Source organism: Micromonospora sp. WMMC241 (assembly GCF_027460165.1).
GTDB classification, from domain to species: domain Bacteria; phylum Actinomycetota; class Actinomycetes; order Mycobacteriales; family Micromonosporaceae; genus Micromonospora; species Micromonospora humi.
The window spans coordinates 4,288,610-4,301,906 of sequence record NZ_JAPZBF010000001.1; the positions used below are offsets into that span (position 1 = coordinate 4,288,610).

The following is a 13,297-nucleotide window of genomic DNA, read 5'->3' on the forward strand; positions in this document are numbered from 1 at the left end:
TTCCCGCCCACGCGATTCCCGACAAGCGGCGACGGCGGGATTCGCGTGGGCGGGCGGTGGGATGCGTGACTACCGTGTAGAGCGCGGGACACGGCGGAGGGCGGAAGCGATGCGGGAACCGGTGGAGCGGGACGTCGAACGGGCGGGCGGCGGGCGGGGGTGGCGGATCGCCGGTCTGGCCGCCGTCGCCGGGCTGGCGTGGGCGGCGCGCGACGTACCGGCCCAGCTCGGCGGGCGGCTCAGCGGCGCGCGGGCGGAGCGGGCGGCCCGGTCGCCGCGGTTCCGCGACGGCACGTTCCACAACCCGACCGGCAGGAACGCCACGATGGTCGCCGACCCGGGTCGCAACCTGGTCCGAGAGCTGATCTTCGGCAAGCAGAAGCGGCGACCGGGCAGCGCGGTGCCGCTGCTGTGCCCGGCCGACAGCGCGCCGGCCGATCCGACCCGCGAGCTGAACGTGGTCTGGTACGGCCACGCCTCCACGCTCGTGGAGATCGAGGGACGCCGGGTGCTGCTCGACCCGGTGTGGAGCGACAGGTGCTCGCCGTCGGCGCTGGTCGGCCCGCGACGCATCCACGAGCCGCCGGTCCGCCTGGACGAGCTGCCCCGCCTCGACGCCGTCCTCATCTCGCACGACCACTACGACCACCTGGACATGGCGACCGTCCGCGGGCTCCGCACGCACCAGTCCGCGCCGTTCGTGGTGCCGCTCGGCGTCGGCGCCCACCTCGAACGGTGGGGGGTCCCGGCGGACCGCATCGTGGAACTGGACTGGTCGGAGAGCCACCGGGTCGGCGGGTTGACCCTCACCGCCACCGCCGCGCAGCACTTCTCCGGGCGCGGGCTGCGCCGCGACGGCACGCTCTGGAGTTCCTGGGTGGTGGCCGGCGCGACGCGCAAGGTCTTCTACACGGGCGACTCCGGCTACTTCGACGGCTACGCCGGCATCGGCGCCGAGCACGGCCCGTTCGACGTCACGCTCATGCAGATCGGCGCGTACGACCGGGCCTGGCCGAACATCCACATGTTCCCGGAGGAGGCGGTCGCCGCCCACCTCGACGTCCGCGGCGAACTGCTGGTGCCGGTGCACTGGGGCACCTTCAACCTGGCCCTGCACGACTGGTCGGAGCCGGTGGACCGGCTCTGGGCCGAGGCCAAGGCCCGCGACGTCCGGCTGGCCGTGCCCCGGCCCGGGGAACGGGTGGTGGTCAACGAGCCACCGGCGGTGGACGGCTGGTGGCAGGCGATCGCCTGAACGGCGTCAGAGCACGAACGCGTCCGTCCACAGCGCGCCCGAACGACCGGACAGGGCGTCCAGCATCGCCACCGCCTGACCGTCGGTGAGCTGCGCGACGAAGTCGACGATGGCCCGCCCCCGGGCCCGACCGATCCGGTCCGGGGTACGCGGGTGCAACTCCGCCTCGGCCAGCTCGACCAGGTCGTGCAGCCGGCGGGGCAGCCGGGACTCCTCCTCCGGATCCAGCAGCCACTCCCAGAGCGCCTCGACCAGGGTGTCCAGCAGCCGGGCCTGGCCGCGCTGGTGCAGGGCCAGATCGGGGCGGGCCAGCACGAACCGGTGGTGGACGAACTTGAGCACCTGCACCTCGTGCCACTGCGCCTTGCCGAGCAGCACGTACCCGGAACGCACGTCCGGCTCCGGGGTCACCGTGATGGCGTCCACGAAGCGGGTGGACCAGCGGGCGGAGAACCGGGCGACGTACTGCTCCGCCTCGATCGAGCCGTCGAAGGGCAGCGCCAGCAGCCCCTCCACCAACTCCTCGCGGACGTGCTCGACCGCCGCGGCGAACGCCTCGTCGTCGGCGATCCAGCCGTCCTTGCGGTGCAACTGGCGGCGCAGTCGCTCGATCGCCGCACCGGGGCGTCGACCCGCCGTGTCCAGCGCCGAGGCGGTGATGGACCGCAGGTGGCCGCTCTCGCGTTGCCAGGCCATCAGCTCGGCCGCCACCGCGCCCTGCTGGAGCACCCCGACGCGATAGAAGTCCTCCACGTCGTGGATGGCGTACGCGATGTCGTCGGCGGTGTCCATCACGGACGCCTCCGGCGTCTGCTGCCAGTCCGGGATCCGCCCGGCGAACGGCTCCCGGGCCTGCCGCAGGTCGTCCACCTCGGTCCGGTAGGCGCCGAACTTCACCGACCCGCTCTCCGGGTCGTCCGGCGGCGCCGCCGCGCCCCGCGGCGCCGGGTCGAGATGCCGCGGGTGCGGGTCGGGGTGGTCCAGCCGGGTCCACGGGTACTTCAGCATCGCCGCCCGGACCGCGGCGGTCAGGTCGAGCCCGGTGGTCGCCGCGCCGCGGATCTCGGTGCTGGTGACGATCCGGTACGACTGCGCGTTGCCCTCGAAGCCGTCCGGCAGCCCGAGCCGCTGCCGGGCCAGCCGGTCGAGAACCCGCTCCCCCAGGTGCCCGAAGGGCGGATGCCCGAGGTCGTGGGCGAGCGCGGCGGCCTCCACCACGTCCGGGTTGCAGCCGCCCAGCTTCTCCAGCAGGTCCCGGTGGGCCGGGTCGGCGGTCAGCCGCTCGGCGATCGCGCGGGCCACCTGGGCCACCTTCAGGCTGTGGGTGAGCCGGTTGTGCACCAGCAGCCCCGAGCCGCCCGGGCTGATCACCTGGGTGACGCCGTTGAGCCGGGCGAAGAACGGCGACGAGACGATCCGGTCCCGGTCGGCCCGGAACGGGCCGGCGGCCAGGTCGCCGAGCGCCCGGGCGCTGCCCCCGAAGAGCCGCCGGGCCCGCGGATCCGCAGGTACCTCCATGATCGCCACGCTAGCGCAGCCGGTTCCGGCATGTGGTGACGGAGGGCAACCCGCCGCTGAGCGGACCCTAGGTCACCGAGGCCGCGTCGGCGAGCACCAAGCCGGGCACGGCGGGCAGCCAGTAGCCGAGGTAGGTCCCGGCGGTGACCTGGTAGTTCAGGACGCCGTTGATCCAGGCGCTGGCTCCGAGTGGCGCAGCCGAGGCACGCGGGAAGGTGACGGTCTTGTGCCCGACCACGTTCCATCGAGTGTCGTAGGCGTAACCGGTGTACGTGCCGGGTTGGACCGTGAGCGGACGGGTGGGCGTGTATGTGTGCTCCACCACCTTCCCGGTGAGCCACCGGTGCTCGGCCTCCTCGGGAACGAACATGTCGGCGAAGACTCCGTTGGTCATGTGGTAGTAGATGCCCCGGCCGTTCAGTCGAATCCGCTGATCCGCACTGGCCGTGGACATGTTGACCAGCCTGATCGACTTCTCGGCGACGATCTGCCCCAACGCGTCGAACCGGTAGGCGACGTGCGTACCGGGCTCGAACCGGACAATGCCGTTCACCACCGGGTACGGGTAGTCCGCTCGCAGCATGTCGGCGTACGCGGCGAACACCCCGGCGTAGGTCAGCTGGTGCAGCGACAGCATCTGCAGGGTGTGGACCCGGTGGTAGCTCGGGTAGGACCGCATGCACCCGATTGAGTACCGGCTGGCCCATTGCGGCACGCGCAGAGCGGCCGGCACGTACCGGCGCACCGTCGTCGCCGCACCGTCCATGATGCTCAGCGGACGGCTGTCCCGCGTTATCCGCCAGTAGTCGTAGACCCCGTAGAAGGCGTAGATCATGCCGTTGAGCACCCGTTCCCCCTGCACTCCCGGGCTGTCCGGGTACTCCTCCAGCCACAGGTATCCGTTCGCGTCCGTCCAGCTCACCCAGGGCAGGCCCAGTTGGGGCTCCAGGGTCAGGCTCAGAAAGGTCCGGTCGGCCGCCCAACGCCACTTCGCCAGGCCGGTGACCTCGTACAACCGGACGAAGAGACTGAGCAACTCCCCTTGACCCATCGCGCTGTACCAGGGGCTCTTGAGCAGTTGGCCGGTGCATCTGGGCAGGTCGAACGGATAGGAGTACCACCAGGCGCCACGGGACTCGACCTTCCGGTCCAGGTTCCGCTGCGCCTGGGCGATGGCTCGGTCGAGAAAGAAGCGGTCGCCGGTGAGCTGATACGCGTTGAGGTTGTCGAGCCCCCAGTCAGCCTGCACCACCGGATGGTCGTACAGGGAGCCCTGCCATTCGTACAGCCGCACGCCGCTCGTGTCGTGCGGCTGCGGGTCGGTCCTCGGCACCGTCGTCGGTCGCCAGGTCGGCGACACCCTGCCGGGCAACAGCCGCGGGAGGTACCCGTCCCGGGCGTAGCCGCTGATCGTCACAGCACGCTCGACCGGGGACCCGGCGGCGGCGCCCACCGTCGGGGTCTCCACCAGAATCAGGGCCGGCAACACCGCCAGCCACGGGAGCCAACGCGTCCGAATTCGCATGCGACCTCCTAGCGTCGAGACCTTTCCCGTGCATTCCAGCAATCGCAAGCCGTGTTTCCCACCCTCGTTACGCAATTTGCTCAACAAACCCGTGAATGTGAAAGAGAAGTGATATCCGCTGTCTGAGCCGACGCGCGGGCCACTGCCCCCGCGAGAGGCTGGGCAGCGAGACGGCGCTCGGCGGGGGGCGGCACAATGCAGGGCGGAACCCACCGGAGAAGGCGGATCAAGATCGTGACTCAGTCTGTGCACCAGCGGATCGCCGAGGAGCTCGGCGTCGCCGAGCGTCAGGTCCGCGCGGCCGTGGAACTGCTCGACGGCGGCGCCACCGTGCCGTTCATCGCCCGCTACCGCAAGGAGGCCACCGGCACCCTCGACGACGCGCAGCTGCGCACGCTGGAGGAGCGGCTGCGTTACCTGCGGGAGCTGGACGAGCGGCGCGCCGCGGTGCTGGAGTCGATCCGGGGCCAGGGCAAGCTCGACGAGGCGCTGGAGGCACAGATCCTCGCCGCCGACTCGAAGTCCCGCCTGGAGGACATCTACCTGCCCTACAAGCCGAAGCGGCGGACCCGCGCGCAGATCGCCCGCGAGGCCGGGCTGGAGCCGCTCGCCGACACGCTGCTCGCCGACCCGGCGCAGGACCCCCGGGCCACCGCCGCCGGCTTCGTCGACCCCGACAAGGGCGTGGCCGACGCGGCCGCCGCGCTGGACGGCGCGCGGGCCATCCTGATCGAGCGCTTCGCCGAGGACGCCGACCTGATCGGCACGCTGCGCGAGCAGATGTGGTCGCGGGGCCGGCTGGTCTCCCGGGTACGCGAGGGCCAGGAGTCCGCCGGCGCCAAGTTCGCCGACTACTTCGACTTCGCCGAGCCGTACCCGAAGCTCCCCTCGCACCGGATCCTCGCCATGCTCCGGGGCGAGAAGGAAGGCGTGCTGGAGCTGACCATGTCCCCGGAGGCCGACGACGACGCCGACGCGGCCGCCGGGCCCAGCCGCTACGAGGCCGTCGTGGCCGGCCGGTTCGGCGTCAGCGACCAGGGGCGGGCGGGCGACCGGTGGCTGGCCGACACCGTGCGCTGGGCCTGGCGTACCCGGATCCTCATCCACCTCGGCGCGGACCTGCGGATGCGGCTCTGGCAGGCGGCCGAGGAGGAGGCGGTGCGGGTCTTCGCCACCAACCTGCGCGACCTGCTGCTCGCCGCGCCCGCCGGCGCGCGGCCCACCATGGGCCTCGACCCCGGCCTGCGGACCGGGGTCAAGGTGGCGGTGGTCGACGCCACCGGCAAGGTGGTCGCCACCGACACCATCTATCCGCACGAGCCGCGCCGGCAGTGGGACGCGTCGCTGCACACCCTCGCCACGCTGGCCGCGGCGCACGGCGTCGAGCTGGTCGCTATCGGCAACGGCACCGCCAGCCGGGAGACCGACAAGCTGACCGGTGACCTGATCAAGCAGCATCCCGAGCTGAAGCTGACCAAGGTGGTGGTCTCCGAGGCCGGCGCGTCGGTCTACTCCGCGTCCGCGTACGCCTCGCAGGAACTGCCCGGCCTCGACGTCTCGCTGCGTGGCGCGGTCTCGATCGCCCGCCGCCTCCAGGACCCGCTCGCCGAGTTGGTGAAGATCGACCCGCGGTCCATCGGCGTCGGGCAGTACCAGCACGACCTGTCCGAGGTGAAGCTGTCCCGCTCCCTCGACGCCGTCGTCGAGGACTGCGTGAACGCGGTCGGCGTGGACGTCAACACCGCCTCCGCGCCGCTGCTCACCCGGGTCTCCGGCATCGGCGCCGGCCTGGCCGAGAACATCGTGCTGCACCGCGACGCCAACGGGCCGTTCCGCACCCGGGGCGAGTTGAAGAAGGTGGCGCGGCTCGGGCCGAAGGCGTTCGAGCAGTGCGCCGGCTTCCTGCGCATCCCCGGCGGCGACGACCCGCTCGACTCGTCGAGCGTGCACCCCGAGGCGTACCCGGTGGTGCGCCGCATCCTCGCCACCACCGGTCAGGACCTGCGCGCGGTGATCGGCCGGTCGGCGATCCTGCGCGGTCTGCGGGCCACCGACTTCGTCGACGACAGGTTCGGCCTGCCCACCGTCACCGACATCCTGGCCGAGCTGGAGAAGCCGGGCCGTGACCCGCGGCCGGAGTTCCGCACCGCGACGTTCGTCGAGGGCGTCGAGAAGATCGGTGACCTGACGCCGGGCATGGTGCTGGAGGGCGTGGTCACCAACGTGGCCGCGTTCGGCGCGTTCGTCGACGTCGGCGTGCACCAGGACGGGCTGGTGCACGTCTCGGCGCTGTCGCACACCTTCGTGAAGGACCCGCGCGACGTGGTGAAGTCCGGCGACGTGGTGAAGGTCCGGGTGCTCGACGTGGACGTGCCGCGCAAGCGCATCTCGTTGACGCTGCGGCTGGACGACGAGGCCCCGCCGGGCGGTGGCCGGCCGGCCGGCGGCGACGGGCGGCGGGAACGGGCGACGGGCGGCGGTCCGCGCGGTGGCCAGGGCGGCCAGCGCGGCGGCCAGCACGGCGACCGGGGCGGCCAGCGCGGCGACCGGGGCGGCCAGCGCGGCGGCCCGGCACAACGGTCGGGACGCGGCGGCGGCGCCGCGGCACCCGCCAACGACGCCATGGCGGAGGCGTTGCGCCGCGCCGGTCTGGCCTGAACCTCGGGCGTAGCGTGACGGCATGGCGGACGAGGGTCTCGGGTGGCAGGAGCGGCAACGCCGCGCAGTGCGTGCGCACGCCGATGCTGAGGCGCGACAACGCGCTGCGGAGCAGGCCGAGGCCACGGCACTGGTGGCGTCATTCGCCGCCGAGGCCGCCCGCCGAGGGCTGCGTCCCACCCGGCTCACCGCCCGGTCCTACGACGGGCAGGCCCGGTACCGCACCCGGCTCACCGGCTGGTACGTGGATCGAGCGTGCACGCGGGCGGTGGACCGGGCCGGCCGTTTCCACCTGCTGACCGTCCCGGCGAGCCTTCGCTCCCGGCTCCTCGGGGCGGATCCGCAGCCGGACCCGCCGCCGCTGGTGCTGGGCCGGGGTGGCCGGGACGGCGAGTCGATGCCGCTGCGTGACGCGCTGCGCCGACGGCTCGAGGCGGGGGACGACTGGGGATAGTTCGGCGGCGGGCCGGTTCGACCACCGCCGACACCTCCCCGACCCGCCCTCGTTGACCAGCAGTGACGACGCGTGTCAGTCGCCAGCCCGGGCGGCCGCGTTCCGGTGGCGGGAGAACGCCGACGATGCGACTTGAGATCTTGGACGCCCGCAGCACGTCGGACAGCGAACGCTGGGCCGGCCTCCACCGGGTATGGCCTCGGCGGGAGGTCTTCGCCCACCCGGCTTACCTCCGGCTCTTCGCGGGGCCGGCGGACGAGCCGCTGGCCGCGTACGCCCGCACCGGGAACGGCTTCGTCCTCTACCCGTTCCTGCTCCGCCCGGTCGACGCGCCGCACCTCGGCGTGCCGCCCGGCCGCTATCACGACCTCACCAGCCCGTACGGCTACGGCGGCGCCTTCCAGGAGGGGGTCGGTGAGCTGGAGGCGAAGGAGTTCTGGGTGGCGTTCGACGAGTTCTGCCTCCGCCGTCGGGTGGTCAGCGAGGTCACCCGGCTCGCCCTGTTCGAGCAGGAGCGGCTGTCCCCGCCCGGGCCGACCCGGCAGAAGCTCACCAACGTGGTGCGTGACCTCGACATCGGCGACGAGGAGATGTGGCGCGAGTTCGACCACAAGGTGCGGAAGAACGTGAACAAGGCGCGCCGCAGCGGGGTGACGGTCGAGGTCGATCTCGACGGCGCGCGGCTCGACAGTTTCCTGCGGATCTACGCGAGCACCATGGACCGGCGCGCGGCGGCCAGCGGCTACTACTTCCCGCGCGAGTTCTTCACCACGATCGTCCGTGAGATGCCGGGACAGTTCGCGTTCTTCCACGCGCTGCACGAGGGGCGTGTCGTCTCCACCGAACTGGTGCTGCTGTCCGCGCTCAGCCTCTATTCCTATCTCGGTGGCACCGATCGGGACGCGTTCGACCTGCGACCGAACGACCTGCTCAAGTTCGAGATCTGCCGGTGGGGGCGGGCCCAGGGCCGGGCCCGGTTCGTCCTGGGTGGCGGCTACGCGCCGGACGACGGCATCTTCCGCTACAAGCGCGCCTTCGCCCCCCGGGGCCTGGTCCCGTTCCACCTCGGCACCCGGGTGCTCGACGAGCCGGTCTACCAGCGGCTGTGTGCCGCTCACCGGGAGGAGGGTGTCAGGCGGGACCCGGCGTGGTCGGCCTCGCCGGACTTCTTCCCCGAATACCGGTGCGCGCTGCCCGGCGCCCACTGACCGGTCACGGCGCCGCGCGCCGACGGCCCTCCGCCGGCGCATCCGCGCCGTCGACGGCCGGCGGTCGTCGGCGGCGCGGGACCAACCGCTCCACCGGCCGCCGGTGGGGCCGCCCCCACCAGGACCGCTGGACCATCAGGGTGAGCAGTCCGGCCAGCACGATGGCGGCGATGTTGATCACGAGCTGGAGGGCCGAGCCCGCCGCCTCGTGCCACACCCCGTACGCGCCCGCCACCGCGACGTTGGCCGCCGCGGGCACTGTGGTGACGGAGATCAGAACACCGACCAGGGACCCGGATTTCTTCGAGGTGAGCGAGAGCATGCCCGCGACGCCGGCCAGCATGCCGACCAGCCAGGAGAGCGCGTCCGGACGCCAGATGAAGTCGGTCAGGGGCCGCTCGGCGAGCAGCATCTCCCGACTCACCAGGCCGGCGGCGGTCAGTACCCAGGTGCTGACGACGGTGACCACCATCGCGGCCAGGAAACCGACGGCCAACGCGCGCAGCGAGGAGCGCACGATCCGGCCGTCGCGGCGCATCAGGGCCACGCACAGCGCGGCCAGCGGACCGAATTCCGGGCCGACCACCATCGCACCGACCACCAGAATCGGCTGGTCCAGGAGAACACCGATGCCGGCGATCACCGTGGCGACGATGATCAGAGCGAGATAGGTACCGGAGAGTTCGGTCTGCTCACCGGTCTGCGCGGCGATCTCGTCCCAGATCACCGCGTCGACGCCACTGCCCGGCACTGCGTCGGCGGCCCGGTCGGCCGCGGCCGAGAGGCTCATCTCCACGTCCTCGGCGGACACGCCGCCGTGCTCCTCGATACCCAGTTCCCGGAGCGCGTGCAGCACGCCGTCGGCGCTCTCCCGCACCACGTCGCAGAGGATCAGGTCGCCTGCCGGTTGTCGGGCGGCGCCCGGCAGGACCACCAGGTGGGTGACGCCGGGATCCGCCGTGAGGAAGTCCGACACCGCCGCCGAGCGGTCGGTCGGGGCGATCAATCGCAAGTGCAGCACCGGCGGATGCTACCCGAGACGCGACCTCGGGGCGGGGCCCGCCCGCGTCGGAACCAGAAAAGCATTTCCGAATGCCGTGGCAAATGCGCCCGCCAACGAAAGAACTGCGATTTGGTGACGGCACCGGAGACATTTATCCGAAGGCGCCGAACAGTAACCGGGCGGGCCCCTCTCCGGTAAACAATGGTGGCGACCTCGACATCGCATTGGAGCGTCATGGGCGTTCACGTATTCCTGTCCCCGCCGGACATCGGCCCGCTGGAGGAGTCGTATCTGTTGTCGGCGCTGCGTTCCGGCTGGGTGGCGCCGGTCGGGCCGGACCTGGACGCCTTCGAGCAGGAGATCGCACGACGTGCGGGTCGGCGGCACGCGGTCGCGGTGAGCTCCGGCACGGCGGCTCTGCACCTCGCGCTGCTCGCCGTCGGCGCCCGGGCGGGCACCGTGGTCGTGGTTCCGACCCTGACCTTCGCCGCGACCGCGAACGCGGTGATCTACACAGGCGCGGAGCCGGTCTTCGTGGACTGCGATCCGAGCACCGGCAACATCGACGTCCCGCTGCTGGGCGAGACCCTGGATCGGCTGCGCGCCGAGGGTGCCCAGGTCGCCGCGGTGGTGCCCGTCGACCTCTTCGGGGCCTGCGCCGACTACTCGGCCCTCCTTCCGGTGTGCGCGGCAGCGGGCGTGCCGGTGGTCGCGGACGCCGCCGAGTCGCTGGGCGCCACCCACGCGGGCCGGCCGGCCGGGTCGTTCGGCCGGATCGCCGCCTTCTCGTTCAACGGCAACAAGATCCTCACCACGTCCGGCGGCGGCATGCTCGTCTCGGACGACCAGGAGCTCATCGCGCGCTGCCGGTACCTCGCGACTCAGGCGCGGCAGCCGGCGGCGCACTACGAGCACACCGAGGTCGGCTACAACTACCGGCTCAGCAACCTCCTGGCCGCGCTGGGCCGCGCCCAACTGCGTCGGCTGGACCAGATGATCGCGCGGCGGCGGGAGACCCGGGAACGGTACGCCAAACTCTTCGCCGCCAGCCCCGGTGCACGCCTGCTCAACGACGCCGATCCGGGGGCCAACTGTTGGCTCACCGTCATCCTGGTCGACCCGGACCAGGCCGGCTGGCACGCGTCCGACCTCGCCGCGCATCTGGCGGGGCACGGGATCGAGACCCGTCCGGTCTGGAAGCCGATGCACCTGCAGCCGGCGTTCCGGGACGCCCGGCACGTCACCACCGGCGCCGCCGAGCGGCTCTTCGACCGGGGCCTCGCACTGCCCAGCGGCTCCGGCCTCACCGCGGCCGAGGCCCAACTGGTCGACGACGCCGTCAGTGAGTTCCTGCTCAACCTGTGATCGGCGGAGCCGCCCGGGCTCCCCGTCGGAAGGATGCTGCTGTGCGCCTGACCATCACCGAGGAGTGCCGGTTCGTCCGCACCCCCGACAACCGGTTCTGGGTCACCTTCGGCACCGACTACGCACTCTGGTCGCGTTACCTCGCCGCCTTCGACGAGGTCCGGGTGGTGGCCCGGGCCCGGGATGTCGGCGAGGTCCCGCCGAACGCCCTGCGCGTGGACGGCGACCGGGTCACGGTGGCACCCCTGCCCTACTACCAGGGACCCCAGCAGTACCTGCGGCAGTTGCCTCGGATCGAGCGAACCGTGCGGGGGATCGCCGCCGACGCGGAGGCGGTGCTGTTGCGAGCGCCGTCGACCATCGCCACGCTGATGCATCGGCACATCGCTCGACGCGCTCTCCCGTACGCCATGGAGGTCATCGGCGACCCGTACGCCGTCTTCGCCCCGGGGGTGGTCGAGCATCCGCTGCGGCCCTTCCTGCGGGTGTGGAGCACCCGCAACCTGCGGCGGCAGTGCTTGTCCGCGGTGGCCGTGTCCTACGAGACGAGCCGCACCCTGCAGGCCCGCTATCCGACCCGACCCGGCGCGCTCGGCACCGGCATCAGCTCGGTGAACCTGCCACCCGAGGCGTACGTGTCGCAGCCCCGTGAGCCGCGTCCGCCGGAGGGGCCGGTGACGCTCGTGTCGGTCGGATCGCTGGAGCAGCTCTACAAGGGCATCGACACGCTGATCGAGGCGCTACCACTGTTGGACAGGTCGGTCCGGCACGTCCACATCGGTCCCGGCCGCTACCAACCGGTGCTGGAGAGACTCGCCACCCGGCTGGGAGTACGCGACCGGGTCACCTTCGCCGGCTGGATCCCCACCGTCGAGGGACTACGCGCTCACCTCGACGCCGCCGACCTGCTGGTCATGCCCTCCCGGACGGAAGGTCTCCCCCGCGCGCTGATCGAGGCGATGGCCCGCGGGCTGCCGGCTGTCGCCTCAGACGTCGGCGGCATCCCGGAACTGCTCCCCCCGCAGATGCTGTTCACCCCCGGTGACCCGGACGACCTGGCCGCTGTCCTGCGCCGGGTCCTGGCCGACCCGGAGTGCCTGGCTGCCGCGTCACGCCGCAACCTGGACGTCGCCCGTGACTTCGCCGTGGACCGGCTGGCGCCGCGGCGCACGGAGTTCTACCGGGCGGCCCGGCGGCTGATGGCCGGCGACCGGTCGCTACCCCGGCCCGCCGCCGCCCGGGAGCCCGTGCGGCACTCGGACCGACCGGCCTGAGAACCACCACCGGGGCTGGTCAGGAGCCGCCGGCCGCCTCCGCCCAGATCGCCTTCACCGTGTCGTTCAGGTCGTGGCTGGGGCTCCAGCCGAGCCGCCGGACGGCGGAGATGTCGGCGCGCATCCAGGGCACTCCCGCCGAGCGGCGCCCGCCGCCGCTCGGCGCGGCCTCCCGGACCGCGCCGGTGAAGCCGGCGACTCCGGCGAGTGTCCGGACCACCGCGCGCACCCGCGTCGCCCGGCCGGCGCCGACGTTGAGCACGGGCTGCGGCACGGCCGGCGCGGCCACGACCGCGGCCACCGCACTCGCGACGTCCCGCACGTCCACGAAGTCCCGGTACGCGTCGAGCGGCCCCAGCGTGATCTCCGACTCGCCGCGCATCGACGCGGATCGGAGCAGGCCCGCCGCCCGACCCAGCACGTTCTCCGGGGACAGGCCCGGCCCGATCGGATTGAACACGCGCAGCACGACGCCGTCGAGGCGGCCCGCCGTGACGGCGAGGCCCATCAGCCGGGTGGCGGCCAGATGACTCACCCCGTATCCGCTCACGGGTTCGGCGGGCCAGGTCTCCGGCACGGCGACACCGGTGGGAACCACGCCGTACTCACCGGCGGAGCCGACCCGGACCAGCCGGGCACGGGGCGCGGCGGTCGCCACGGCCTCGACGAGCTTGGCGGTCACCAGCGTGTGCGCGGTGACCAGATCGTGGTCGCTCCCGCCCAGTCGGCCCGCGCAGTTCACCACTGCGACGGGTCGATGGGCCCGGATCAGTTCGACCAGCTCGGCCACCGGGGCGACGGCCAGGTCACACCGGGCGCGGGGCGGACAGACGACGGCGTACTCGCCGGCGAGCGCGACGCGCACGTGCCGGCCCACGAAGCCGTCGGCACCGAAGACGAGCACCGTTGCCACAGCATCTCCCCGTTCACGCGGCGCGGCCGTTTCCTGCCGGGCCGGCACCGGGTTGGAGCCGATGGGACCGGCCGGTCGATCGGATGACGTCGGCCGTCCACCGAGGCCGCCCTCGGCAGGGCCA

General features: G+C 72.6%; 10 protein-coding genes. 6 read left to right on the top strand and 4 right to left on the bottom strand.

Translation table 11 applies throughout. The features are described from left to right. Positions 1-109: 109 nt before the first annotated feature. Entirely contained in the window at positions 110-1,255 is a 1,146-nt protein-coding gene (locus O7598_RS19335; protein ID WP_269692724.1) for an MBL fold metallo-hydrolase, read from the top strand. 6 nt (positions 1,256-1,261) lie between these two features. Here O7598_RS19335 and O7598_RS19340 read toward each other — a convergent pair whose 3' ends face one another. Both O7598_RS19340 and O7598_RS19345 read right to left on the bottom strand, forming a co-directional pair. Then, complete coding sequence (locus tag O7598_RS19340) at positions 1,262-2,773, bottom strand: deoxyguanosinetriphosphate triphosphohydrolase family protein (protein WP_269692725.1); 1,512 nt, start codon at positions 2,771-2,773, stop codon at positions 1,262-1,264. Between the two features lie 67 nt (positions 2,774-2,840). Continuing rightward, on the bottom strand, positions 2,841-4,298 hold the full coding sequence (locus O7598_RS19345) for a D-glucuronyl C5-epimerase family protein (protein ID WP_269692726.1): 1,458 nt from the start codon (positions 4,296-4,298) through the stop codon (positions 2,841-2,843). A 195-nt stretch (positions 4,299-4,493) separates the two neighbouring features. On the opposite strand from O7598_RS19345, the gene O7598_RS19350 reads away from it, so the two are divergent. The 3 genes from O7598_RS19350 to O7598_RS19360 all read left to right on the top strand — a co-directional run bounded on the left by O7598_RS19350 (position 4,494) and on the right by O7598_RS19360 (position 8,618). Further along, positions 4,494-6,956, top strand: a complete 2,463-nt coding sequence (locus O7598_RS19350) for a Tex family protein (protein WP_269692727.1) — start codon at positions 4,494-4,496, stop codon at positions 6,954-6,956. Between the two features lie 22 nt (positions 6,957-6,978). Continuing rightward, positions 6,979-7,410 (top strand): hypothetical protein, encoded by a 432-nt coding sequence (locus O7598_RS19355; protein ID WP_269692728.1) that lies wholly within the window; start codon positions 6,979-6,981, stop codon positions 7,408-7,410. 125 nt (positions 7,411-7,535) lie between these two features. Continuing rightward, positions 7,536-8,618 (top strand): GNAT family N-acetyltransferase, encoded by a 1,083-nt coding sequence (locus O7598_RS19360; protein ID WP_269692729.1) that lies wholly within the window; start codon positions 7,536-7,538, stop codon positions 8,616-8,618. Positions 8,619-8,622: 4 nt separating this feature from the next. Here O7598_RS19360 and O7598_RS19365 read toward each other — a convergent pair whose 3' ends face one another. Continuing rightward, positions 8,623-9,639 (bottom strand): DUF389 domain-containing protein, encoded by a 1,017-nt coding sequence (locus tag O7598_RS19365; protein WP_269692730.1) that lies wholly within the window; start codon positions 9,637-9,639, stop codon positions 8,623-8,625. 216 nt (positions 9,640-9,855) lie between these two features. On the opposite strand from O7598_RS19365, the gene O7598_RS19370 reads away from it, so the two are divergent. Together O7598_RS19370 and O7598_RS19375 are read left to right on the top strand one after the other, a co-directional pair. Beyond that, positions 9,856-10,986: an aminotransferase class I/II-fold pyridoxal phosphate-dependent enzyme gene (locus O7598_RS19370; protein ID WP_269692731.1), complete on the top strand. Its 1,131-nt coding sequence runs from the start codon at positions 9,856-9,858 to the stop codon at positions 10,984-10,986. Positions 10,987-11,027: 41 nt separating this feature from the next. After that, positions 11,028-12,260: a glycosyltransferase gene (locus tag O7598_RS19375; protein ID WP_269692732.1), complete on the top strand. Its 1,233-nt coding sequence runs from the start codon at positions 11,028-11,030 to the stop codon at positions 12,258-12,260. 19 nt (positions 12,261-12,279) lie between these two features. Here the strand turns inward: O7598_RS19375 and O7598_RS19380 are convergent, their stop codons facing one another. Continuing rightward, positions 12,280-13,173, bottom strand: coding sequence for an NAD-dependent epimerase/dehydratase family protein (locus O7598_RS19380; RefSeq protein ID WP_269692733.1), 894 nt, complete (start codon positions 13,171-13,173; stop codon positions 12,280-12,282). Positions 13,174-13,297: the final 124 nt, after the last annotated feature.